Raw genomic sequence first — 24,482 nt, forward strand, 5'->3', positions numbered from 1 at the left:
CCCGGCCCGGGTTTCAGCCGGTCTGCACCTGAACCTCGGTCAGCCCGACGTTGTGGGTCGTGGGACTGACCCCGGTGATGTCGAACCGGACGCTCGTCACCGTCCGCGCTGGGAAGCTCACGATCCACTGCGCCCCGTTGTTCGGAAGCGCACCGACGGTGACGCTGCTGCCGTCGCTGAACCGCAGGACCCCTGACGTGACCTGGTCGTCGGCGTTCGGGCGGTCATAGAGCACGACCTGGCTCACGGTCACCGGCACGGCCCACTCGAGGTTCACCCAGCTGCCGCTCCGACCCCCGAGCGTGGCCCATTCCCGGCTGCTGGCAGTGGGATAGCCGAGTGCATAACCGTCGACGACGTTCTGGGCCGCCTGGCCCGTGGAGGTGTTCTGGGAGGAGGCCGTCACGCTGGCGAGCGGCGCGACGTTGGTGGTGAAGGCTTGGAGCTCGGCGAGTCCCACGTTCGACGTGGTCGGACTCACGGAGTCGACGCGGAAGCGCAGGCTCGTCACCCGGCGCGGCGTGAAGCTGACGACGAACGCACTGCCGTCGTCGGGCAGCGCCCCCACCGCGACGCTGCTGCCGTCGCTGAACAACAACGTCCCCGCTGTCACCCGGTCGCTCAGGTTGGGCCTGTCGTAGAGCACGACCTTTTCCAGAGTGTGGGGGCCGGGCCAGGTGACCTGCAGCCAGCTGCCGGCGCGGCCACCCACGGTCGCCCACTCGTTGGGGTGCGCGACGGGGTAGCCGGCGACGACGCCGTCCACCGCCTTGGCCGCAGTCTGGCCCGTGGCCGCATTCTGCGACGACGCCGTGATCGAGCCGACCCGAGCCGCGTTCTGCACGCCGCCGAACTCGCTACCGACGGCATACTGCCGGCTGAACCACGGTGCGCTGCCACTTGCCAGACAGTCCGATGCCGTCTGGCAGACGTTCTCGTCGTGCGGTGCGTAGGCGAGGAAGGTCGCGAGCTTCTCATCGGCCTGCGCCTGCGTCAGGTTGGCCGGCAGGCTGCTGACGCCGTAGCCCCGATAGCCCGTCAGCTGGTGCCGGTAGCCGTACTGGTACTGCGCCGCGCGCACGAAGTAGGCCGTGGAGTGGTGGTCGCTGTGGTCGCCGTCGCCGTACTGGCCCACGTAGTCGTGGGTGCGGATCAGGACCGGCCGGAACATCTTCATGAGCGTCAGAAGGCTGGAGACCAGTCCATCACGCGAGTAGGTGGCACTCCCGTCCAACGCAGTGATGGTGGGGATCGAGGACTGCCAGAGCCGCTGGAGGCTCTGCCCCTGGTTCACCGCGAAGCCAGAGCCATCATCTCCGTCCGGGAGGCGGAGGAACACCAGTGCGACCGACGGTCGGCCCGCCAGGGTGTCCTGGACCACCGCCTGGCCGTTGACCTGGATGCTCTCGGGGGTCCAGGCGTCGGCAGCGTCGGCCATGTGGGCCACGGCCGCGCGCGCCCCCTCCTCACGCCCCTGCCAGTACGCGGCGCCCAGCCCGTCGTCCCCTGCCGTGACGAACACCGTGACGGTGCAGCGCCCGGCCGCGACGTCGTTCTGGACGTCGGGACCCAGGAACAGCTGGTCGTCATCCTCGTGAGCCGCAACGTTCATGACGACGTTGTTGCCGCACGTCACATCTGCCCGGGCGACCGGCGCCTGGCAGATCGACGCGCCGATGAGCATTCCCGTCATCACGACCGAGACCCGCCCCCAGGCCCACCGCATCTGCCCCCGACGCCCGACATGCCCCCATAAAATGGTCAAGAGCCCCCCTTAGACCCATAAATGCTTTCCCCAAATTGAGTAAAGCATTGGTAAAGAAGGGGTGGACCAGAATGCGCAAATCGGCGCAGGCGTCAGGGGGTCGCCCCGCGCGGCGCGGGGGACGGCGGGGATCGGGCGTCAGTCAGAGAGTGTCGTCGTCGACCCAGTCCAAGGTGCGCTGCACCGCCTTCTTCCACGAGCGGAAGAGTCGCTCGCGCTCGTGCTCGTCGAGCTGAGGCGACCAGCGACGGTCCTCGCCCCAGTTCGCCCGGATCTCGTCGGTGCTCTCCCAGTAGCCGACAGCCAGCCCGGCGGCATACGCGGCGCCGAGCGCGGTGGTCTCGGCCACGACCGGACGCACGACGTCGACCCCGAGCAGGTCGGCCTGGAACTGCATGAGGGTCTCGTTGACGACCATGCCACCGTCGACCCTCAGCTCGGTGAGCGGTACACCCGAGTCGGCGTTCATCGCCTCGAGCACCTCACGGGTCTGGAAAGCCGTGGCCTCCAAGGCTGCTCGCGCGATGTGCCCCTTGTTGACGTAGCGCGTGAGACCGACGAGCGCCCCACGCGCGTCGGGGCGCCAGTGCGGCGCGAAGAGCCCGGAGAAGGCCGGCACGAAGTAGGCGCCGCCGTTGTCCTCGACCGAGGCCGCCAGCGTCTCCACCTCCTTCGCGTCCTTGATGAGCCCGAGGTTGTCGCGCAGCCACTGCACGAGCGAGCCGGTGACGGCAATCGAACCCTCGAGCGCATACACGGGTCGTGCATCCCCGAGCTGGTAGCAGACCGTCGTGAGCAGACCGTGCGTCGAGGCGACGATCTCCTCGCCGGTGTTGAGCAGCATGAAGTTGCCCGTGCCGTAGGTGTTCTTGGCCGTGCCGACATCGAGGCACGCCTGGCCGAAGGTCGCCGCCTGCTGGTCGCCGAGGATGCCGGCCACCGGGACGTCGATGAGGATGCCCGGCTTGCACGTGCCGTAGACCTCGGACGACGAGCGGATCTCGGGCAGCATCGCGAGCGGGACACCGATCGCCTCTGCGGCCGCGGCGTCCCAGTCGAGGGTGCGCAGGTCCATCAGCAGCGTGCGCGAGGCGTTCGTGACGTCGGTGACGTGGATGCCGCCGTCGCCCGCGCCTCCGGTGAGGTTCCACAGCAGCCACGAGTCGATGGTGCCGAAGAGCAGCTCTCCGGCCTCGGCGCGCTCGCGGGCGCCCTCGACGTGGTCGAGGATCCAGCGCGCCTTGGGTCCGGCGAAGTATGTCGCGAGCGGCAGCCCGGTCACGTCCTTGAAGCGTTCGACACCGCCGTCGCGAGCGAGCTCGTCGCAGATCGCCTGGGTGCGGGTGTCCTGCCAGACGATGGCGTTGTGGATCGGCTTGCCCGTCGCGCGGTCCCACACGACAGTCGTCTCGCGCTGGTTCGTGATGCCGACCGCAGCGATGTGGGTGGCGTTGAGGTTGGCCTTGCCGAGCGCCCCACCGACGACGGCCCGGGTGTTCTGCCAGATCTCCATGGGGTCGTGCTCGACCCAGCCCGCACGCGGGAAGATCTGCCGGTGCTCCTGCTGGTCGACGGCGACGACGCGCCCCCTGCGGTCGAACACCATGGCCCGCGTGCTCGTGGTCCCCTGGTCGATCGACACGACATGGCTGCGCTGCTCCGTCGGCATGACCAGACCGTACCGTCGCGGTGAGTGGGCGTCACGGGTCGCGCCGTGGGTCGCCACCGGTTGCCCAGCGGGCTCGTCCACCCGCGGTACTACGGCATACGGCATACGGACGCGGATCGATAGAGTGGGCACCTCGACAGCGACGTGAAGGGAAACCGATGACGAGCCCAGTGCGGCTGGACACGGAGTACCGGGCGCAGGCGTGGAAGCGTCTCGCCACCAAGCACTTCGACGTGCTGGTCATCGGGGGCGGGGTGACGGGCGGCGGGGTCGCCCTCGATGCCGCGACGCGTGGCCTCTCGACGGCCCTCGTCGAGCAGCGCGACTTCGCCTCGGGCACCTCGTCGCGGTCCTCGAAGCTGTTCCACGGTGGGCTGCGCTACCTCGAGCAGATGAACTTCGACCTGGTGCGCGAGGCGCTCAAGGAGCGTGAGCTCATGCTCAGCCGCATCGCCCCGCACCTCGTCAAGCCCGTCGCGTTCCTCTACCCACTGACCAACCGCGGCTGGGAGCGGCCCTACGTCACGGCCGGCCTGACGCTCTACGACTCCATGGGCGGCGCCCGTTCCGTCCCGCGCCACAAGCAGCTGACCCGCACCGGCGCCCTCAAGCTCGCGCCGGCTCTCAAGCGCGAGGCCCTCACCGGAGGTCTGCTCTACTACGACGCCCAGGCGGACGACGCACGCCACACGCTGACGACGGTCCGCACCGCGGCGGCATACGGCGCCACGGTCGTCGCCTCGGCACGCGTGGTCGAGCTGCTGCGCGCCGGCGAACGCGTCGTGGGCGCCCTGGTCGAGGACGTCGAGACCAGCGAGCGCACCGAGGTCCGGGCGTCCGTCGTCATCAACTGCACGGGGGTGTGGACCGACGACATCCAGACGATGGCCGGCGGCCGGGGCCGCTTCCTCGTCCGCGCCTCCAAGGGGGTGCACATCGTCGTGGCCCGCGACCGGATCAACTCCGAGACCGGGCTCATCCTGCGCACCGAGAAGTCCGTGCTCTTCGTCATCCCGTGGGGCACGCACTGGATCGTCGGCACGACGGACACCGACTGGGAGCTCGACCTCGCCCACCCGGCGGCGACCCGCGCCGACATCGACTACATCCTCGAGCACATCAACGCCGTGCTCAAGGTGCCGCTGACCCACGACGACATCCAGGGCGTCTATGCCGGCCTCCGGCCCCTGCTGTCCGGCGAGAGCGAGGACACCAGCCAGCTCTCGCGCGAGCACGCGGTCGCCCGCCCCCAACCAGGGCTGATCTCCATCGCCGGCGGGAAGTACACGACCTACCGCGTCATGGCCGCCGACGCCGTCGACGCCGCGCGCGAGGACATCGGCGGCAACGTCTCCGACAGCGTCACCGAGTTCATCCCACTCTCGGGCGCCGAGGGCTACGTCGCCCTCGTCAACCAGATCGACCGGCTCGCCCGCCACCAGGACCTGCCGGTCTGGCGCATCACGCACCTGCTCGAACGCTACGGCTCGCTCGTCCACGAGCTCTTCGCCCTCGCCGAGGACGACCGCTCGCTCTACGAGCCGCTGCCCGGCGCCGAGGAGTACCTCAAGGTCGAGGCGTTGTATGCCGCGACGCACGAGGGAGCGCTGCACCTGGACGACGTGCTCGCCCGCCGCACCCGCATCTCCATCGAGACGCCGAGCCGGGGGGTGGAGAGCGCCCGCGCCGTCGCGGACATCATCGCGCCCGTGCTCGGCTGGGACGCGGAGCGGGTCGAGGCCGAGGTGGCGGGCTACACCGCCCGCGTCGAGGCCGAGCTCGAGTCGCAGAAGGAGCTGGCCGACTCCGAGGCCAACGCCGAGCGCCTCAGCGCCCCGGACGCGCGCCGCATCCCCGTCAGCCGGGCGCCCGAAGGCTCCTGAGCGCGGCCGCGCGGGCCAAAGGCTCGACAACGGGCTCACCGACGGTCGGCGTTCCTACACTGACGGGATGAGGACTCGACGCGGCGTGCCCGCGGTGGCTGCCGGGCTGGCGGCGTTCGCCCTGCTGGCCGCCGGGTGCGGCACCCCCAACCAGACGGCGCAGGCCCGGCTCGAGGGTCACGCGACCGGCCACCCGACGGCGAGCGCCGCCGAGCACGCCGCCACGGGGCCCGCCGCAACCGGGCACGCCGCCCCACGGCCCGTCGCACCGGCCGAGCCCGCAGCCCTTCGCGCAGGCGAGACGATGCGGACCGTGACCTCGCCGGTCCTCTACACGCCCAAGGCGCCGACGACCGGCACCGACGACTACCACTGCTTCGTCCTCGACCCGAAGGTCGCCCACGACGCGTTCGTCACGGGCTTCGACATCGCGCCCGGACAACCAGCCGAGGTGCACCACGTCATCCTCTTCCGGGTGCCTCCGTCGGCGGCCCCGGCGGCCCGCGCCAAGGACGCCGAGAGCGGCGGCAACGGCTGGACCTGTTTCGGCGGCACCGGACTGGGCTCGCGCGGGGCCAGCCTCGACGACGCGCCGTGGGTGGGCGCCTGGGCGCCCGGCGGCCGCGAGAACGTCCTGCCCGCCGATGTCGGCATCCCGCTGCAACGTGGCTCGCTGCTCATCATGCAGGTGCACTACAACCTCCGGCACGGGGTCACACCCGACCGCACCTCGGTGAAGCTGCGCCTGTCGACGTCGACGAAGCTCAAGCCGCTCGAGACGATGCTCTATCCGGCACCGGTCGAGCTGCCCTGTCGCCCAGGCAAGTCCGGGCCGCTCTGCGACCGCTCGGCGGCCGTCGCCGACGTCACCGCACGCTTCGGCGCCATGTCGGGGCCGATCGTCAACGGCCTGCTCCTCGTGTGCAACGGCACGGTCATCCCGACCCCCGGCCCCACCCAGTCCTGCACCCGCCAGGTCGAGGAGGCCGCCACGATCCGCGCCGTGGCCGGTCACATGCACCTACTCGGGTCGTCGTTGCGCATCGAGCTCAACCCCGGCACCCCGCGTGCCAAGACCCTTCTCGACATCAAGGTGTGGGACTTCGACAACCAGGGATCGGTCCCGATACCGGCCACGGCGATCCGTCGCGGCGACTCGATCAAGGTGAGCTGCACGCACGACCAGGCTTGGCGCGACAAGCTGCCCGACCTGCAAGGACTGCCCGAGCGCTACGTCGTCTGGGGCGAGGGCACGACCGACGAGATGTGCCTCGGCCTGCTCAGCGTCACCCGTCCCTGACGCGTCGGCGACACGCTTCAGGCGTGCAGAATGGGGTCGTGAAGACTGACGTCCTCGTCGTCGGCGGTGCCGGCGTCGACACCATCGTGCGGGTCGAGAGCCTGCCCGTCCCGCTCGCCGACTCGCACGTCGTCCCGCCGATCGGCACCTTCGTCGGCCACACGGGCAGCGGCGTCGCGCTCGGCTGTCACCGACTCGGCCTCACCACGCGGTTCGTCGACGTCATCGGCGATGACCACGAGGGTCGGATGCTGCTCGACCGTTTCGCAGCCGAGGGTCTGCACTTCGAGCACGTCGTCCACGAGAGCGGGACCCGCCGAGCGGTCAACCTCGTCGACGCGGCCGGTCGACGGATGTCCTTCTACGACCCGCGCCACCCCTACGACCTGTCCCCCGACCCGGCGCTCTGGCGGGGTCCGTTGGAGCACGCCCACCACGTGCACGCCTCGATCATGCCGTGGACGGTGGGAGCGCTCGAGGACGCCGCCGCTGCCGGGGTGACGAGCTCGACCGACCTGCACGACTGGGACGGGCACAACCCGCACCATCGGCCGTTCGCGTATGCCGCCGACCTCGTCTTCGTCTCGGGCTCCCGTCTCGACGGGATCGAGCACGACGTCGTCGCGGACGTGCTCGATCGCGGCCGGGCCCGGCTCGTCGTCGTCATGGACGGCGCGCGGGGCAGCCGGGTCACGGTGCGCGACGGCGGCTCGTTCGCGGTGCCGGCCGTCGACATCGACGGTCGGCCCGCCATCGACTCGAACGGCGCGGGCGACGCTTACGTCTCGGCGTTCCTGTACTCGTGGCTGGCGGGCGGCGACGCGCGAGCCGCGGCGCGGAGCGGGACGGTCGCGGGGGCGTGGGCGTGCGGGACAGCAGGCACGCACTCGAGCCTCATCGGCGGGGACGAGCTGGCCCGTGAGCTGGGCGCGCACTTCGGCGGCGGGTCACGCGGGGGGAGCATCTCCTGAGTGGTCCCCGGCGATGTTGACGAGCCAGCCGATGCCGAACCTGTCGTTGACCATGCCGAACTCGTCACCCCAAGCCTGCTTCTCGAGCGGCATGGAGACGGTGCCGCCCTCGGCGAGGCCGTCCCAGAAGCGGCGCAGCTCGTCGCCGTCGTCACCGCTCAGGCTCACCGTGATGCGCGAGCCCTCCTGGTAGGGCATCCCCTCAGGGGTGTCGGACGCCATGATGGTGTAGCCACTCGGGGTCTCGAGCTGCGCGTGCATGATCTTGTCGGCGGCGGGGCCGGCGTCACCGAACTCGCCGAAGGTCGACAAGACGAGCTCGCCGCCGAAGATCGTCTTGTAGAACTCCATCGCCTCTCGGGCGTTGTCCTTGAAACCGATGTAGGGGTTGAGGCGGGATGCCATGGACGTGCTCCTCTCGGCTGGTGCGGTATCCACCACCGTAGAACCGCCTGCCGACAGCCACAGCCCTTTCAGTACGAGCGTCGTGAGCGCGCGGCACCGCGGTTGGATCCCAGGGGAGCCTGCGAGCGACCGTCGTCGGTCGGCCCGAGTCCTCCCTGGCAGCCCGGGCAGTAGAACATCGTGCGCTCACGCGTGGGCTCGCCGATCATCGCCACCCGCAACGTGGTGCCGCACCGCCGGCACGGACGGCCGCTCCGGGCGTGGACGTAGTGCGCCTCGTCGAGGCGGTAGCTCCCCGTGCTCGACTGCACGGCATGGCGACGACCGTTGTCGATGAGGCGGTGGGCCCGCGCCACGACGCGCTCGACGGTCTCGCGGCCGAGCTCGTCGGCGGGCGTCCAGGGCGGCACGCGCTCGAGGAAGAGCGTCTCGGCGCACCACATGGTCCCCACACCGGCGAGGTTGCGCTGGTCGAGCAGGGCCTGGCCGATCGGGACGTGGCTGCCCGCGACGCGGTCGACGGCGCGGTCGAGGTCCCAGTCAGGGCCCAGGACGTCGGGGCCGAGGTGTCCCACGACGTCGGACTCGCGCGCCGTCGGCACGAGGTCGAGCATGCCGAGTCGCAGCCCGAGGGCCGTCCAGTCCGGCGCCGCGACGAGGGCCCGCAGCTGCGGGTTGCGCCGCCACCGGGTGGCGAGCCCCGGCGTCGCCTCGACGCGCCACTGGCCCTCCATGCGCAGGTGCGAGTGCAGGGTGAGTCCGCCCTCGATCCGGTGCAGCACGTGCTTGCCCCGGCTCACGACCTCGAGCGTCGTGCGACCGGTGAGGTCCACCGTCGAGATCTCGGGCCACCTCAGGTCGGACTCGACGATCTCGCGGCCCGCGAGCGCCTCGTTGAGGCGGGTGGCGGTGCGCCACACGGTGTCTCCCTCGGGCACGCCACCTCCTGGTCTCGGCTCCTCTGCGCGGGCGACGCCGTGGTGCTGCCGACGCCACCCACCCTAGACGCGCCCCTCTCGCGGCTTGTGGGAGGAGTCCGGACCCGGAGACCTCATCCCATTCAGGTCGTTGACATCAATTCTCCTGATCGACACATAGTCGCGCCAATAACAACCACCGGACAAATAGCCGTGTTAGGTTCAGGCGGTCGCACGGGGGATACGAGCGACTTTCGCGTCGATGTCATGCGAAACAGGGAAATCAACTAGGGGATGGAAAGCAATTGATGCTGCCACAAATCAACCGTCGGTCCCGAGTCGCGATCGGGGCGGGCTCGCTCGTGCTCGTCGCGGCCGGTCTCGTGGGATCGGTGGGCGGGTCGCTCGCCTACTTCAGCGACAGCCAGGCGGGGACCCTTTCGGGCTCGGTCGGCTCGATCAAGGGTTCGGTCAACACATCCACGCTGGCCTTCACCAACCTGCTGCCCGGTGAGGTGCAGACGGTCCAGGCGAAGGCGACGAACACCGGTCTCAACAACCAGGACGTCTGGGTCGTCTTCGACAACGCCGACGCGCTCCACGCGCTCAACAACCTCGGCACATATGGCGAGTTCCACATCACGGCAGAGGGATCCGCCAAGTTCGACTCGGCGAACCTCAACGACCGCAGCAGCACGTGCGGTGCGTTCAACCCGGCCGGCTGCTGGCCGGTGCCCCAGAAGGTCAAGCTCGCGAGCAACGTGCCGCCCACCGGCACGGTCACGTACGAGTTCGGCTTCGGTTACGCCGGCAAGCTCCAGGGTCAGACCTCCGAGGGTGGCGGCGCCTGGAACGCCTACCCCCTGGGAGCACCGACGAGCAGCGGGCTGCCCTACAAGATCGTCGAGACCCAGGTCGGTCAGCAGCCGTGACCTGACAGTCCTGACCACGGGCGCGGCGGGGTAGACAACTGCCGCGCCCGTGGTGGGCCTTTCCAAGAATGCAGACAGCGGCCTTTCCAAAAAGGACAAATAGCATCAAAATGAAGAGGCTTTTCGCATTTCTCCTGCTGGCAGTCGTGGCAGCGACGGTCATTGGCATCGGAATGCTCTTCGGAGGTCATCTCGGGTATCAGGCCTTCGTCATACGCACTGGCTCAATGAGCCCCACGATCCCGCCGCAGAGCCTGGTCGTCGTGCGGACCGGTGAGTACTCGGTCGGACAGGTCGTCTCGTTCGTCAAGGACGGGTCCGTGGTGTCGCACCGCATCGTCCGGCAGAACCCCGATGGCGGCTTCACGACGCAAGGCGACGCCAACCGCACGGCCGACCCGACACCGGTCCAGCCGTCACAGGTCATCGGCGGGGTGGTGTCGCACGTCGACCGTCTGGGCTTCTGGGTCGTCTATCTCAGTCGCCCCCTCACGCTCGCCAGTCTGGCGATGCTCGGCGTCTTCCTCTGGGCGGTCCTGCCGTTGCTCTTCGGTCGGGACGAGGACGAGGCCCGTGACCCTGGGCCTGGGTTGGCCGCGGCGTCGCTCGTCTGACGAGGGCCACTGCCGACGCGGTGGCCGACTCCGGGGCAGGACCCGCCATGCCGCCGGCCGGCGCTGTCGTCAGCGGCGCAGTCGGAGTCCTCGCGGGGTCATGTGGAATCCGGCTTGTGAGAGCGCCTGGACGAGCGGGTGGTCCGAGCCGAGGACCGAGGCGCCATCGGCCTTCTCGACGGTGAGCCGGCCGAGAGCACCTTCACGCACGGCGAGTGCGAGCGCGTCGGCCGCGGCCTGGAGGTGCTCGGGGTCGTCGGACCAGCAGAGCATCGTCTTGCCCCCACGCTCGACGTAGAGCACGAGCTCGCCGTCGACGAGGACGACGAGGGCTCCCGCCTTGCGGCCCGGCTGGTGACCCTTGCGGCGGGAGGCCTTCGGGGCGGCCTCGTCATCGCCGTCCTTCGCAGCGGCCGGCTCGTCGGCTGCGGCATCGGTCAACCCGCGCTCGGGCCAGCCGATGGCGGCGCCGTAGGGGTTTGCGGGATCGCTCGCGGCGAGGACGAGCGCCGGCGGCCCGGTGCGCTCACGACCGCGCTGGCCGCCCCGTCCGGACGCAGCGGACCCAGCAGGCGAGGGCGCGAGCCACTCGTCGCCGTCCGCGGCATCGACACGCCTGCCGCCGCCCTCGTCGCCGCCGGGGAGGCGTGACATCGAGCGGAGTCGGTCGACCGCGCCGGTCGAGGCGAACTGCGAGGCGCCGAGTCCCTCGACGAAGTAGCCGCGCCGCACCTTGCCGGCCTCCTCGGCCGCCGCGAGCACTCGGTAGACGGCCGCGAAGCCGCCAGGCACGTCCTCGGTGACGACCGAGCCACGGGTCAGCACGCCGTAGCGGTCGAGGAGCAGCTCGGCGTTGGTGACGGCGCGCACGGTCGGGTCGGACTCGGCGGGCGGGAGGGCGGTCCAGCGACCCACGCCCGTCGACGGCCCGGACCCTGCGGCGCGGCCGGCTGCCAGCGCCTTGGTGGTCGCTGCGTTCTCGGCCGCCTCGACCTGGGCGGAGCCCGTGCCGGCGAGGGGGCCCCGGAGCGAGCCGAAGCGGCCCAGCGAACCGCGTCGGCCGGCATACCGCGTCGACCGCGGGCCGGAGCTGGTGCGCTTGTGCGCCGTGCGGCCACCGGCAAGCAGGGCGCGCAGCGGCGCGATGGTGTCGTTGGTGATGCGGCCCGACCACAGCAGTGACCAGAGCGCGTCGTTGAGCTCGGTGTCGCCGAGGCCGACGCGGGTGGCGAGCGCCCGGAAGAAGTAGGCGCCGCCGCCCTCGAGCGCACTGAGGACCGCCTGCTCGTCATCAGTGAGATCGACGACCTCGGGCGGGGTCAGGGTCAGGTGCGCAGCGTCGGCGAGGTGCAGGCTGACCCAGCCGTCGTCGCCGGGGAGCGACCCATGGCCACGCCAGACGACCTCGCCCGAGCTCATCACCTCGTCGAGGAGGGCCGGGCGGTAGTCGGCCACCCGGGCCGGCAGGACCAGGGACTCGAGGGCGCTTGCCGGCACCACCGCACCGGTCAGCTGCTCGACGGCACGCAGCAGCCCCTCACGCCCGCGCAGGCCGCCGCCGACACCCTGCCACTGCGGCAGGAAGCGCGCGAGGTCAGGTTGCGCGACGGGCTCGACCTCGTGGCGCAGGGCTGCGAGCGAGCGGCGCCGGAGCAGCCGGAGCACCTCGGCGTCGCAGAACTCCGGACCGTGGCCACCGCCGTTCTCGGTCGGGAGCAGCTCGCCCTCGACGACCCTCCCGGCGGACACGAGCCGGCGCAGGGCGTCGTGGACGACCGCCGGACCGACGCCCCACCACGCGGCGACGGTCTGGACGGCGAAGGGACCATGGGTGCGGGCGAACCGGGCGACGAGGTCGGCGAGCGGGTCGGGCGCCGGCTCGAGGAAGGCCTGCGGCACCCCGACGGGCAGGGCGGTGCCGAGCGCGTCACGGAGTCGGGCAGCGTCCTCGATCGCGGCCCAGCGGTCATCTCCGCCGACACGGACGGCGATGACGCGCCTGGCTGCCTCGAGCTCCTTCAGGGCGGTCTCGACGGCGGTCGGCGCGAAGCCCTCGGCGGCGCGGGCCACGATGTCGCGCACCGAGAGCGGGCCGAGGACGCGCAGCAGGTCGGCGACGTCCTCGCCGTCGCGGGCTCCTCGCTCGGGCGTCAGCCGCTGCAGCTCGGCCTCGGTGCGCGCGACCGCCTCGGGGTCGAGCAGGTCGCGCAGTGCGAGCGCCTCGCCCTGGCCGAGCAGCTCGGAGAGCAGCGACGGGTCCAGCGCGAGCGCAGCGGCGCGTCGCTCGGCCAGCGGCGAGTCGCCCTCGTAGAGGTACTGGGCGACGTAGCCGAAGACGAGCGACTTCGCGAACGGGCTCGGCTGGCTCGACTCGACGTCGACGACCTTGACGGCGCGCGACCGGATGTCGCCCATGAGCTCGACGAGTCCCGGCACGTCGAAGACGTCCTGGACGCACTCGCGCACGGCCTCCAGGACGATCGGGAAGCTGGGGTACTGGCTCGCCACCTCGAGCAGCTGGGCAGCCCGCTGCCGCTGCTGCCACAGGGGCTGGCGTCGGTCGGGACGCCGACGCGGGAGGAGAAGGGCACGCGCCGCGCACTCCCGGAATCTCGCTGCGAACAGGGCCGATCCGCCGATCTCCTGCGTGACGAGGGCGCTGACCTCCTCAGGCTCGAGGGTGACGAGCTCGACGAGCTGCTGACCGATCGCCGCGCCGTCCTCGAACTCGAGGTCGGGCAGCCGGAAGACGATGCCGTCGTCGCCGTGCATGGCCTGGACGTCGATGCCGAAGCGCTCGCGCATGCGCGCCGCGACGCACAGTGCCCACGGGGCGTGCACCTGACCACCGAACGGCGAGAGCACAGCCACGCGCCAGTCGCCGATCTCGTCGCGGAAGCGCTCGACGACGATCGTGCGGTCGTCGGGGACGTGGCGCGTCGCCTCCTTCTGCTCCGTGAGGTAGCCGATGAGGTTGTCGGCGGCCCACTCGTCGAGCCCGGCAGCCGTGACCCGCGCCCGGGCCCGCTCGGGCGTCAGGCCGACGATCTCGCGGACGAAGCCACCGAGGGCGCGGCCGAGCTCGGCGGGCCGTCCCTGCTGGTCGCCCTTCCAGAACGGCAGCTTGCCGGCCTGACCGGGGGCCGGGGTGACGAGGACCCGGTCGTGGGTGATGTCCTCGATGCGCCACGTCGACGTGCCGAGGGTGAAGACGTCGCCGACGCGGGACTCGTAGACCATCTCCTCGTCGAGCTCGCCGACCCGGCGGCCGGGGCCCTCGCCGGAGGCGAGGAACACGGCATACAACCCCCGGTCGGGGATGGTGCCGCCACTCGTGACGGCGAGGCGCTGGGAGCCACGGCGGCCGGAGAGCGTGTCGCTGACCCGGTCCCAGACGATGCGGGGACGCAGCTCGGCGAACTCGTCGGACGGGTAGCGGCCGGCGAGCATGTCGAGGGTCGCCTCGAGGACCGAGCGTGGCAGCGAGGCGAAGCTCGCCGCCCGGTGGACGAGAGCCTCGACGTCGGCGATGGTCCAGTCGTCCATGGCACACATGGCGACGACCTGCTGGGCCAGGACGTCGACCGGGTTGGCCGGGACGCGGAGCGACTCGATGGCGCCCGCCCGCATGCGCTCGACGACGACGGCGGTCTGCACGAGGTCGCCGCGGAACTTCGGGAACATCACGCCCTGGCTGACGGCGCCGACCTGGTGGCCCGCGCGGCCCACGCGCTGGAGGCCGCTCGCGACCGACGGCGGGCTCTCGACCTGGATGACGAGGTCGACGGCGCCCATGTCGATGCCGAGCTCGAGGCTGCTCGTCGCGACCACGGCAGGGAGGCGACCGGCCTTGAGGTCCTCCTCGATGGTGGCGCGGTGCTCCTTGCTGACCGAGCCGTGATGGGCGCGGGCCAGCACCGCAGGCGCGCCCCGCGAGGCCCCGGCCTGGGCCATCACCTGCGCGGGCGGCTGCGTCGAGAGGGCCGCGAGGGTGGGGACCGGCAGGCCCTCCTCCTCGGCGAGCCGCTCCTCCCAGATCTCGTTGAGCCGTGAGGTCAGCCGCTCGGCGAGGCGACGCGAGTTGGCGAAGACGAGGGTGGACCGGTGCTCGGCGATGAGGTCGACGATGCGCTCCTCGACGTGCGGCCAGATGCTCGCCTGCGGGGCGTTGCCCGCGGCCGGTCCCGACAGGTCGGGCACCCCGGGCGAGATCTCGGCCGCCGACCCCGAGAGCTCGCCCATGTCGGGGACGGGCACGACGACGTCGAGCTCCCACTGCTTCGTCGACTTCGGCTGGACGATCTCGACCGGCCGGCCGCCCGCGAGGTAGCGCGCCACCTCCTCCACCGGACGCACGGTCGCCGAGAGCCCGACGCGCTGGGCCGGCTTGGGCAGCAGGGCGTCGAGCCGCTCGAGGCTGAGGGCGAGGTGTGCTCCGCGCTTGGTGCCGGCGACGGCGTGGACCTCGTCGAGGATGACCGTCTCGATGCCCTTGAGGGCCTCGCGCACCGACGAGGTGAGCATGAGGAAGAGCGACTCGGGCGTCGTGATGAGGATGTCGGTGGGCGTGCGGGCGAAGGCCCGACGCTCGTTGGCCGGGGTGTCGCCCGAGCGGACGCTGACGCTGATGTCAGGTGGCGGCAGCTCGAGCCGGGTGGCGGCGTGGCCGATGCCCACGAGGGGCGCCCGCAGGTTGCGCTCGACGTCGACCGCGAGCGCCTTCATCGGCGAGACGTAGAGGACGCGGCAGCGCTCGAGCCGCTCCTCGGGCACTGGCTCGCTCGCCATGCGGTCGATCGCCCAGAGGAAGGCGGACAGGGTCTTGCCCGAGCCGGTCGGGGCGACGACGACGGTGTGGTGGCCAGAGCTGATCGCGTCCCACGCCCCCGCCTGGGCGGTCGTGGGCGCGCTGAAGCTGCTCCGGAACCACTCGGCGGTCGCCGGAGAGAAACGGTCGAGCACGTCGGCCCGCTTGCCCTTCGCCATCGGGCTCAGCCTGCCACCCCGCACCGACATCCCCCAGCCGGCACAGGCCGCGTTCCCGCGCCGAGCCCGGTCAGTCCCGGTCAGTCCCGGTCAGTCCCGGTCAGTCCCGGTCAGTCCCGGTCAGTCCCGGTCATGGAGCACGAGCACCGGACAGTGCGCGTGCTCCGAGCACGCCGAGCTGACCGAGCCCAGCAGGAGCCCGGCGAAACCCCCGTGCCCACGGCTGCCGACGACGAGGAGCGAGGCACCCCTGCTGGCGTCGATGAGGACGGTGCGAGCCGAACCGTGGACCACGCGCGCTTCGAGCTCGGCCGGCCGATCGTCGCCGAACACCTCGTCGAGCGTCTCCCGCATGACGGTTTCGGCGTCGAGGTCGGGGCGCCAGTTGACGTCCACGGGGGCGTTGAAGCTCGGCGGGTAGTCCCACGCGGTGACGGCCTCTATCGTGCTCCCCTCGCTCGTGGCGAGCCGAACCGCCCAGCGCAGCGCCTGCTTCGACGACTCGGACCCGTCGACCCCGACCACGACCCGACCCGGCGGGGTGTCGCCGCCCGCGTCGACCGTGCTCTCACGGCTCTCGCGGCTCTCGCGCTCGGCCATCCCCGTCCCCCTCTCGTCGCCCCCAGCCTGTCACGGGGGGCGGCGGACGCGCAGGGGCTTTGGTCCCCTCGCCGACCGACACGGCATACGAGCACGTATGCCGTGTCGGCTCAGCGGGCGACCTCGCGGTGCGAGCCGTCGAGGCGTCGCGTCCAGCCCCGACGGTCGAGGTGCTCGAGCAGGGGGATGACGATGCGGCGGGTGCTGTCCAGGGCCTTGCGGGCGTCGCTGGTGGTGAACGGCTGGGGCAGGGCCGCGAGCTGCCGCATGGCGAGCGCCGGCGCGTTCGGCAGCAGGACGACGTCTCCGGGGAGCCGGAGGATGCGGCCGTTGCCCTCAGCGGCTGCCAGCTCGCGGGGCCCGAGGCCGGCGGCGTCGAGCTCGTGCTGCTCCGGCGCCGTGAACGGGCTGCGCCGCAGGCGCTCCTCGATCCTGCCCAGGGCGGCCTCGGGCCCGCTCGCCAGGACCGCGGCACGGCCCGGGAGCCCGACCCGACCGTCGCGGACCTCGAGCCCGGCCGCGACGGCGAGATCGGCCACGAGGGCCCGGTCGGGCGCACCCGCGGCGGCTCGGGCCGCCTCCAGTGCCAGCACGGGGTCGATCGGTGCGGCATCGGCGCGCCGCTGCACGGCCGCGTGCAGCCGGTTGGCCGCCGCCAGCCACGCCCCGTCGTCGACGAGCCAGGCGCCACGACGCGTGACCGTCGCGGCAGGACGCTCGCCGGGCGGGACGGGAATCCCGAGCGACACGGCGTCGGCCGGCGTCATCCAGCCGCGGCGGGCGACCTCACGGGCGAGGTCGGGCGCCCCGTCGAGGCCGCGGACGACCTCTGCCCGCCGAGCGGCCGAGCCCCGGCGGTCGAGCACCGGCGGGTCTGCGTCCACGACGACCGCGCCCACGACGTGGCGTGAGCCGGGGTCGCGCAGGAGGATGCGGTCGCCGCCGACGACGGGCAGGGACGCCGGAAGGGCGAGACGCACCGCACCCGGGCCGAGCGGGCGCACCCTCGCCTCGACCGCGAGGGTGCCGAGATGGACCATGACGTGCGACGGGAGCGGGTCCGAGTCGACGGGGTCGTGCTCGTCACCTCCGGCGCCAACAAGCCGTGCGTCGAGCGTCGTCGTGACGTGCCAGGCGCGGGGCGCGAGCAGCGCGTCGCCGCGGGTCACCTCGTCGACCCCGACCCCACGCAGGTTGACCGCGACGCGGGCCACGGCGGGCACCTCGTCACGGGTTCGACCGAGACTCTGGAGACCGCGCACGGTGACCGACTGCGAGGCACCGGTCGTGCGGTGGACGACCAGCTCGTCGCCGAGCCGGATCGTCCCGGCGCCGAGGGTGCCGGTGACGACGGTCCCGCTGCCACGGACCGAGAAGGACCGGTCTACCCAGAGGCGCGTGCGTCCAGTCCGGTCGGGGGCCGGCAGCGAGGCGACGAGGTCGTCGAGGGCGACCCGGAGGGCCTCGATCCCCTGGCCGGTGCGGGCCGACACCGCGAGCGCGGCGCTCCCGGCCAGGCTCGTGCGACCCACGTGCGCGAGCGCCTCGGCCAGGGCAGGACGCGGGTCGGCGAGGTCGCTGCGCGTCACGACGACGAGACCGCGCGAGATGCCCAGGGCATCGACGGCCGCGAGGTGCTCGGCCGACTGGGGACGCCATCCCTCGTCGGCCGCCACGACGAGCAGGACAGCCGGCGCGGGACCCAGCCCGGCGAGCATGTTGCCGATGAAGCGCTGGTGTCCGGGCACGTCGACGAAGGCCACCTCCGCGCCCGAGGCCAGGGTCGTCCAGGCGTAGCCGAGGTCGATCGTCATGCCACGACGGCGCTCCTCGGCCCAGCGGTCGGGCTCGATCCCGGTCAGGGCCCGCACCAGGGTGGACTTGCCGTGATCGACGTGCCCCGCGGTCGCGATGACGTGCACGGTCAGTGGCCGCTCGGGTCGTCGCCGCCGCGAACCGCGAGGATGGCCCGCTCGACGTCCGGGTCGCGGGCCGGCGGGACGCAACGCAGGTCGACGAGGCAGCAGCCCCGCTCGACGCGCGCGACGACGCCGGTCTCGCCGCGCCGCAGACGCTCGGCGTAGGCCTCGGGGAGCGCGACGGCCCAGCCGGGAAGGGGCAGGCCTGGCGCTCCCCCGCCACCGACCCGTCCCTCGACCGGGACGACCTCGCCCGAGACCGCGGCGGCCAGGCGCTCGGTGCGGGCTCGGAGCCGGTCGAGGTCGACGTGGAGGTAGTCGGTGACCGGGGGGACCGGCCCGCGCAGGGTCGCCTCGAGGGCCGCGAGCGTGAGCTTGTCGACGCGCAGCGCACGGGCGAGGGGATGGCGTCGCAGTCGCTCGACGGTGGCCGCATCGCCGAGGACGAGACCGGCCTGGGGTCCGCCGAGCAGCTTGTCGCCACTGGCCGTGACCAGGGTCGCGCCGTCGGCGAGCGCCGTTGTGGCGTCGGGCTCGTCGGGCAGCATCGGGTCGGGGCGCAGCAGCCCGCTGCCGATGTCGACGACGAGCGGTGCGCCCAGTGTCGCGAGCTCCTGCACGGACGCGGCGCTCGTGAAGCCCTCGACGCGGAAGTTGCTCGGGTGCACCTTGAGGACGCAGCCGGTGTCGGGTCCGAGCGCGGCGGCATAGTCGGCGAGTCGCGTGCGGTTCGTCGTGCCCACCTCGCGCAGGCGGGCGCCCGTCGAGGCGATGAGGTCCGGCAGCCGGAAGCCGTCCCCGATCTCGACCATCTCGCCGCGGCTGACGAGCACCTCCCGGCCCGATGCCAGGGCGGTCGTGGCGAGGACGAGCGCAGCCGCGCCGTTGTTGACGACGAGGGCGTCGCCCGCAGCCGGCACGGCGGCGCGGAGCGCCTCGAGCGTTCCCCGACCGCGCCGGGCACGCGCCCCCGTGACCGTGTCGTACTCGACGTCGACGTATGCCGCGGCCGCCACGACCGCGTCCACCGCGGCGTCCGAGAGGGGCGCCCGGCCGATGTTGGTGTGGACGACGACACCGGTGGCGTTGAGGAGAGGCCGGAGGGTGGTGCTCCTGGCCGGCAGAGCCGCCCGCGCGGCCGCGACGACGTCGTCCGGGGCGATCTCACCCGAGCGGACGAGTGCCTGCGCGGAGCGCACCGCGGCCTTGACCGTCGCGGCACCGTGCCGGGCGGTGGCCGCGACGAGCTCCGGGTGCGCCATCAGCACGTCGGTGCGTGGGACCGTCCGCCGCGGATCTGCCTGCGCCACACCGACTTCCTCTCCCGCAGAGATTTGGCGGAGGTGGACGGGAATCGAACCCGCCAGGCCGAGATGCTCGGCCTCACCGGTGTTGAAGACCGGGGGGACCACCAGGTGCCCGGACACCTCCACGCCCACCGTACCCATCGCCCGCTCGACAGGCTCAGGGGGCCGGACGGCATACGCCCGTCGACGGTGGGGTATGACTGCTGGCGTGGACACGGTGCGACTGACCCAGTTCGCGCACGGCGGCGGCTGTGCGTGCAAGATCCCGCCCGGCGAGCTCGAGGAGATGGTGCGCGGCCTCACCGGGATCGCCGACGCCGACCTGCTCGTCGGCCTCGACGACGGCGACGACGCGGCCGCCGTGCAGATCACCGACGGCCTGGCGGTGCTGGCGACGGCCGACTTCTTCACCCCGGTCGTCGACGACGCGTACGACTGGGGCCGCATCGCTGCGGCGAACGCGCTCTCCGACATCTACGCCATGGGCGGACGCCCCGTCCTGGCCGTCAACCTGCTCGGCTGGCCCCGCGACGTCCTCCCTCTCGAGCTGGCCGCCGAGGTCCTGCGCGGTGGCCTCGACGTCGCGCGCCTCGCCGGCTGCCCGGTGGCGGGCGGCCACAGCATCGACGACCCCGAGCCGAAGTACGGCATGGCCGTCACCGGCGTGGCCGATCCCCATCGCCTGCTGCGCAACGACGCCGCCGCTGCCGGTCTGCCGCTCAGCCTGACCAAGCCGCTGGGGGTCGGCGTGCTCAACAACCGGCACAAGGCGACGGGTGAGGTGTTCCCCGAGGCTGTCGCGTCGATGGTCGCGCTCAACGACGTCGCGAGCCGGGACGCCCTGGCGCACGGCGTGCAGGCGGCCACCGACGTGACAGGCTTCGGCCTGCTCGGGCATCTCTTCAAGATGGCGCGCGCGTCGGGCGTGACGGCCGTCGTCGACGCCGCCGCGGTGCCCTATCTCGACGGTGCGCGCAGCTCCCTTGCGGATGGCTTCGTGCCCGGCGGTAGCCGGCGCAACCTCGACTGGGTGCGCCCTCACCTCGACGCCTCCGTCGACCTCGACGAGCTCCTCCTGCTGGCCGACGCCCAGACGAGCGGCGGTCTGCTCGTCGCCGGCGAGATCCCCGGCGCAACCGTCATCGGCGAGCTCGTGCCCCCCGGCGAGCACGTCATGCGGGTGCGATGAGCCGTCTGGACGACCTGCTCGAGCAGGCTCGGGCCGGCCTGCGGCGGCTCACGCCGGAGCAGGCCCGGGACGCTCAGGCGCGTGGGGCTCTGCTCGTCGACACCCGCACCGAGACGCAGCGCGCCAGGCAGGGAAACCTGCCGGGTGCGCTCGTCATCGACCGCACGGTGCTCGAGTGGCGACTCGACCCCAGGAGCCCGGCCCGGATCCCAGAGGCCAGAGACCTCGACGTGCACGTCATCGTCATCTGCCGCCAGGGCTACAGCAGCTCGCTGGCCGCCGACTCGCTGCGGCGACTCGGGCTGACCCGCGCCACCGACGTCATCGGTGGCGTCGAGGCCTGGCTGGCCGCCGGGCTGCCCCTGTCGGAGGAGCCGCCCGACGTCCGTGAATGACCCCAGCGGTCAGCGGCGCCTGTCGGCGGTGGCCTCGGGGGTCGACGCGGAGGCGGACGAGGTGCCCGTCCGGGGCGCCGGCTTCTTCGTCAGCATGGGCAGCGCCATGCCGACGAGGGCGATGATGCCGACGACGGTGAAACCGAGCGTGTAGGCCTTCTGCTCGCCGATGAGCGAGGAGATGAGCAGCGGCCCGACGATGCCGCCGATGCTCCAGCCGATGAGCATGAGGCCGTAGATCGCACCGGCGTTGCGGACGCCGAAGAAGCGACCGGCCGTCGAGGGCATCGTGCCGAAGGCGCCGCCGTAGCAGGTGTAGACGAGCGCGGCGAGGATCGCGAAGAGGATCGGCGACGCGACGTGCGGGATGAGCAGCAGGCAGACGCCCTGGATGCCGAGGATCCCCATGAACGCCGGCATCTTGCCGATCCGGTCCGAGAGCCAGCCCCAGAGGATGCGGCCGCCGCCGTTGAACAGGCCCAGCACGCCGACGAGGCTCGCGGCTGCCGCGGCCGAGTAGCCGGCGACGTCGCCGGCGCTGCCGGCGGCCACCGAGATGAGCGAGATGCCGGCCGTCACGCTGAGGGTGAGGATGGCGGTCAGGAGGTACCACTGCGGGGTGCGCAGGGCTTCCTCGGCCGTGAAGTCGACGTCGGGGACCGGGTCCTTCGTGTGCGCCTCGGCGCCGTGGCCGGCCGTCGCGGGCGCCATTCCTGGCGGGACGTAGCCGGCGGGCGGGTTGCGGAAGAGGCTGGCCCCGATGACGACGGCCACGAGGTAGCCGATCCCGAGCGGCAGGAACGCCTTGGTCGGCATCGACGGGTCGGCGGCGATGAGCCGCTGGCCGAGCGGAGCGGTGATGACCGCGCCGAAGCCGAAACCGGCGACGGCGATGCCGGTGATGAGGCCCGGCTTGTCGGGGAACCACTTCTGCAGCATGGCGATCGGCACGATGTAGGCCATGCCGAGGCCGAACCCGCCGAGGATGCCGTAGCCGAGGATGAGCAGCCAGAACTGGTCCTTGTCGGCGAACGAGGCGAGGATCACGCCGAGGCTGTAGATGATGCCGCCGGTGAGGGCGACGGTCCGCGGACCGCGGCGGTCCTGGATGCGTCCGCCGATGTAGCTGCCGACGAAGATCATGCCGATGGCGACCTCGAACGGCACGGAGGCCTGCGCCTTGGACCAGCCGAAGGCGTCGTGGCTCTGGATGGCCTTGGCGAAGACGCTCCACGCGTAGACGGCGCCGATGGCGAGCTGCACGAGCACGCCCGCCACGAGGATGAGCCACCGGTTGCCGCCCGGTGAGGCGGTGCTGTCGTTCCGAACCGCACTGGTGCTCATGAGGCTCCCCTTCTCGTCCTGGTGGTCCGGCGCGTCAGCGCGCCGTGGTGATGGAGTCGTCGACGACGCCGTCGGCCCGACGCTTCTCCAGCCGCTCTCGCTGCGGCTCGACGGTGTACTTCGGGTCGATCGCCGAGACCATGCCGGCCTCGAATACGCCGAAGCGGGTGCACGCCGAGGCAGCCATGAGGGCCGCCCCGCTCAGTGCTGCGGTGACCCGGTTGCCCCCGAGGGCGACGGCGCCGATGGCCCCGCCGATCGTCAGGGCCCGGCTGGCCTTGAGCAGCCGGCCGGCCTTGCCGGTGCGCAGCGGCTCCGAGAGCGTGGGCCCGAGCTGGTCCTGCATGCGTTCGAAGGCCACCAGCTCGGCGACCGCGCTCACGGCGGCGAGCTTGCGCGCTGGGCCGTTCTCGCGCGACGGCACGGTGACGAGTGCGAGCCCGGAGGCCGCGAGATTGGCGGAGTTGACGAAGACGAAGGGCAGCTCGCGGTAGGACTCGTGCCACGTCGGGGTGGCCGTGTCGGCGAGCAGCACCGCGGTGTAGGCGGCGAGCGGGGGCGCGAAGAACGCCGACCCCACGGTGGCCGGTCCGTCCGCGAGCTTCAGCACCTTGGAGACCAGGCTGAGGACGCCGGATCCGCCGGCACCAGAACGCCGCTCGAGCAGCGGGCGCCCGATCTCCGAGGCGAGAGCCGCACTGGCGAAGCTGCCGAAGGCGGTCAGGATCCACGACCCCACCGACATCGGCGAGGTGAGCTTGACGGTCCGCATCATGTTGAGGGCGCGGCTCGGCTTGCCGAGGTCCTTGGCGAGCGCCGCCCCACCGAGGGCTGCACCGGCGACCGCGCCGATGCGCCCGACGCGCTGCAGCGCGGGGTAGCCGCGAGCCGCGCCGCCGGCACCGAGCAGTGCCGAGCCCGCCGCGATGCCGCCGAGGAAGAGGTATGCCGCCACCTCCTTCTCCCACGGCGCGGGCTTGACGATGTGGCGCCCGTAGTAGCTGTCGAAGCTGACGTCGGGGACCATGATCGACTCGTCGCGGCGCTTGCCACCGTTGCGAGCGCCGCCTCCGTTGCCGCGACGGCGCGGTCGCTCCGGCGGGCGGTCGGCGTCGAAGGGGTTGGTCGTCACTTTCGCCTCCCGACGAAGGAGGCCGCTGCCATCGCGAGCATCGTCAGCCCCGCGTAGCCGGCCTTGCGGAACATGTCGGGCAGGTCGGCGGTCGTGACCCGCGGGTCCGGCGGCAGGCCGTAGACCTCGGGCTCGTCGAGGAGCAGGAACGTCGAGCCGGTGCCACCGACACCGTCCTTGTCGTCGACGCCGTAGAGGCGCGCCTCGCTGTAGCCGAGCTCGTGCAGCTGGGCGACACGGGCCCGCGCGGTGGCGCGCATCTCGTCGAGGTCGCCGAACTTGATGGACGTCGTGGGGCAGGCCTGGGCGCACGCGGGCGTCTGTCCGGCGCCGAGCCGGTCGTAGCAGAGCGTGCACTTCTGGGCGATGCCGACGTTCTTGACCTCGCCGTTGGTCTCGGCGTGCGACGGCGGGTTCTGGTGCGAGCCACCGCCCTTGTTGCCTGATGCACCGGCGGCCCCGGTGCCCTCCGACCCCTTGATGCTGATGCCGTGGGACTGCGGGCCCTTCTCGTGGCCCTCGTGGCCGCTGCGGCGCTCGATGACGCCGAAGGGGCAGGCCGCCACGCAGTAGCCGCAGCCGTTGCAGACGTCGTCCTGGACGACGACCGTGCCGAACTCGGTGCGGAAGAGCGCGCCGGTGGGGCAGACATCGAGACATGCCGCGTGGGTGCAGTGCTTGCAGACGTCGGAGGCCATGAGCCACCGCACGTCCGGCAGTGCCGTGTCGGTCGGGCCGGGGCCAGCCGCAGCGCCCTGGCGCAGCTCACCGGGAGCCGTGAGCGTCGCGGTCGCCGTGCCCCCGCCACCGGCGACGGCGGGCTCGTCACCCGAGCGCACCGACGGCATACCGAGCGAGACGAGCTTGCGCCCCGACTCGCGAGCCTGCTCGATGCGGTCGGTCGTCTGCTCGACGAACGCGACGTGGCGCCATGTACTGGCGCCGAGGGCTCCGGTGTTGTCGTAGGACTGGCTCAGCAGGTCCAGGCCGTCCTCGGGGATGCCGTTCCACTCCTTGCAGGCCACCTCGCACGCCTTGCACCCGATGCAGATCGAGGTGTCGGTGAAGAAACCCTTGCGTGGCTCGTGCCGGTCCCACGCGGCGTCGGCCGCCGGGTCGGTGGGGCCAGAGAGCTGGTTGCGCCAGAAGCCCAT

General features: G+C 72.2%; 18 protein-coding genes and 1 tRNA gene. 7 read left to right on the plus strand and 12 right to left on the minus strand.

The features are described 5' to 3' along the window. Positions 1–13 precede the first annotated feature (13 nt). Positions 14–1,693, minus strand: a complete 1,680-nt coding sequence (locus AB4030_RS01970; protein ID WP_442277691.1) for a DUF7402 domain-containing protein — start codon at positions 1,691–1,693, stop codon at positions 14–16. A gap of 214 nt (positions 1,694–1,907) precedes the next feature. Continuing rightward, positions 1,908–3,434, minus strand: coding sequence for a glycerol kinase GlpK (gene glpK, locus AB4030_RS01975; protein WP_442277491.1), 1,527 nt, complete (start codon positions 3,432–3,434; stop codon positions 1,908–1,910). 158 nt (positions 3,435–3,592) lie between these two features. Between glpK and AB4030_RS01980 the strand changes: the two genes are divergently transcribed. From AB4030_RS01980 to AB4030_RS01990, 3 genes are all read left to right on the plus strand, one after another. After that, positions 3,593–5,317: a glycerol-3-phosphate dehydrogenase/oxidase gene (locus AB4030_RS01980; RefSeq protein ID WP_442277492.1), complete on the plus strand. Its 1,725-nt coding sequence runs from the start codon at positions 3,593–3,595 to the stop codon at positions 5,315–5,317. 67 nt (positions 5,318–5,384) lie between these two features. After that, positions 5,385–6,617, plus strand: a complete 1,233-nt coding sequence (locus AB4030_RS01985) for a hypothetical protein (protein WP_442277493.1) — start codon at positions 5,385–5,387, stop codon at positions 6,615–6,617. A 38-nt stretch (positions 6,618–6,655) separates the two neighbouring features. Continuing rightward, positions 6,656–7,588 (plus strand): carbohydrate kinase family protein, encoded by a 933-nt coding sequence (locus AB4030_RS01990; protein ID WP_442277494.1) that lies wholly within the window; start codon positions 6,656–6,658, stop codon positions 7,586–7,588. Here the strand turns inward: AB4030_RS01990 and AB4030_RS01995 are convergent. Together AB4030_RS01995 and AB4030_RS02000 are read right to left on the minus strand one after the other, a co-directional pair. Beyond that, positions 7,565–7,993, minus strand: a complete 429-nt coding sequence (locus AB4030_RS01995) for a VOC family protein (RefSeq protein ID WP_442277495.1) — start codon at positions 7,991–7,993, stop codon at positions 7,565–7,567. The two genes, AB4030_RS01990 and AB4030_RS01995, sit on opposite strands and share 24 nt — an antisense overlap. Before the next feature lie 68 nt (positions 7,994–8,061). Beyond that, complete coding sequence (locus tag AB4030_RS02000) at positions 8,062–8,931, minus strand: Fpg/Nei family DNA glycosylase (RefSeq protein WP_442277496.1); 870 nt, start codon at positions 8,929–8,931, stop codon at positions 8,062–8,064. 287 nt (positions 8,932–9,218) lie between these two features. Between AB4030_RS02000 and AB4030_RS02005 the strand changes: the two genes are divergently transcribed. After that, positions 9,219–9,842 carry a hypothetical protein gene (locus tag AB4030_RS02005; protein ID WP_442277497.1) on the plus strand — a complete coding sequence of 208 codons (624 nt, stop codon included), beginning with the start codon at positions 9,219–9,221 and terminating at the stop codon, positions 9,840–9,842. 110 nt (positions 9,843–9,952) lie between these two features. After that, positions 9,953–10,456 (plus strand): signal peptidase I, encoded by a 504-nt coding sequence (locus AB4030_RS02010; protein ID WP_442277692.1) that lies wholly within the window; start codon positions 9,953–9,955, stop codon positions 10,454–10,456. A 69-nt stretch (positions 10,457–10,525) separates the two neighbouring features. Here AB4030_RS02010 and AB4030_RS02015 read toward each other — a convergent pair whose 3' ends face one another. The 5 genes from AB4030_RS02015 to AB4030_RS02035 all read right to left on the minus strand — a co-directional run bounded on the left by AB4030_RS02015 (position 10,526) and on the right by AB4030_RS02035 (position 19,392). Continuing rightward, positions 10,526–15,442, minus strand: coding sequence for an ATP-dependent helicase (locus AB4030_RS02015; RefSeq protein ID WP_442277498.1), 4,917 nt, complete (start codon positions 15,440–15,442; stop codon positions 10,526–10,528). A gap of 120 nt (positions 15,443–15,562) precedes the next feature. Then, positions 15,563–16,042, minus strand: coding sequence for a universal stress protein (locus tag AB4030_RS02020; RefSeq protein ID WP_442277499.1), 480 nt, complete (start codon positions 16,040–16,042; stop codon positions 15,563–15,565). Positions 16,043–16,152: 110 nt separating this feature from the next. Further along, positions 16,153–17,964, minus strand: a complete 1,812-nt coding sequence (gene selB, locus AB4030_RS02025) for a selenocysteine-specific translation elongation factor (RefSeq protein WP_442277500.1) — start codon at positions 17,962–17,964, stop codon at positions 16,153–16,155. 2 nt (positions 17,965–17,966) lie between these two features. Then, positions 17,967–19,271, minus strand: a complete 1,305-nt coding sequence (selA, locus tag AB4030_RS02030) for an L-seryl-tRNA(Sec) selenium transferase (protein ID WP_442277501.1) — start codon at positions 19,269–19,271, stop codon at positions 17,967–17,969. A gap of 25 nt (positions 19,272–19,296) precedes the next feature. Continuing rightward, positions 19,297–19,392: transfer RNA gene (locus AB4030_RS02035), tRNA-Sec, on the minus strand. Positions 19,393–19,464: 72 nt separating this feature from the next. On the opposite strand from AB4030_RS02035, the gene selD reads away from it, so the two are divergent. Both selD and AB4030_RS02045 read left to right on the plus strand, forming a co-directional pair. Then, positions 19,465–20,457 (plus strand): selenide, water dikinase SelD, encoded by a 993-nt coding sequence (gene selD, locus AB4030_RS02040; RefSeq protein WP_442277502.1) that lies wholly within the window; start codon positions 19,465–19,467, stop codon positions 20,455–20,457. Beyond that, a complete protein-coding gene (locus AB4030_RS02045) occupies positions 20,454–20,852 on the plus strand; it encodes a rhodanese-like domain-containing protein (protein ID WP_442277503.1) in 399 nt (132 codons plus the stop codon). The genes selD and AB4030_RS02045 overlap by 4 nt, the downstream gene beginning before the upstream one ends. A 9-nt stretch (positions 20,853–20,861) precedes the next feature. On the opposite strand, the gene AB4030_RS02050 is transcribed toward AB4030_RS02045, so the two are convergent. Genes AB4030_RS02050 through AB4030_RS02060 form a run of 3 tightly spaced genes read right to left on the minus strand, consistent with a single transcriptional unit; the run spans position 20,862 to position 24,482 of the window. Beyond that, on the minus strand, positions 20,862–22,196 hold the full coding sequence (locus AB4030_RS02050) for an L-lactate MFS transporter (RefSeq protein WP_442277504.1): 1,335 nt from the start codon (positions 22,194–22,196) through the stop codon (positions 20,862–20,864). Positions 22,197–22,230: 34 nt separating this feature from the next. Then, positions 22,231–23,328 carry an NrfD/PsrC family molybdoenzyme membrane anchor subunit gene (gene nrfD / locus AB4030_RS02055; protein WP_442277505.1) on the minus strand — a complete coding sequence of 366 codons (1,098 nt, stop codon included), beginning with the start codon at positions 23,326–23,328 and terminating at the stop codon, positions 22,231–22,233. Next, positions 23,325–24,482: a 4Fe-4S dicluster domain-containing protein gene (locus AB4030_RS02060; RefSeq protein ID WP_442277506.1), complete on the minus strand. Its 1,158-nt coding sequence runs from the start codon at positions 24,480–24,482 to the stop codon at positions 23,325–23,327. Before AB4030_RS02060 ends, nrfD begins: the two co-directional genes overlap by 4 nt.

Source organism: Terrabacter sp. 2YAF2, from assembly GCF_052114705.1.
In the GTDB taxonomy this organism is placed as follows: Bacteria; Actinomycetota; Actinomycetes; order Actinomycetales; family Dermatophilaceae; genus Terrabacter.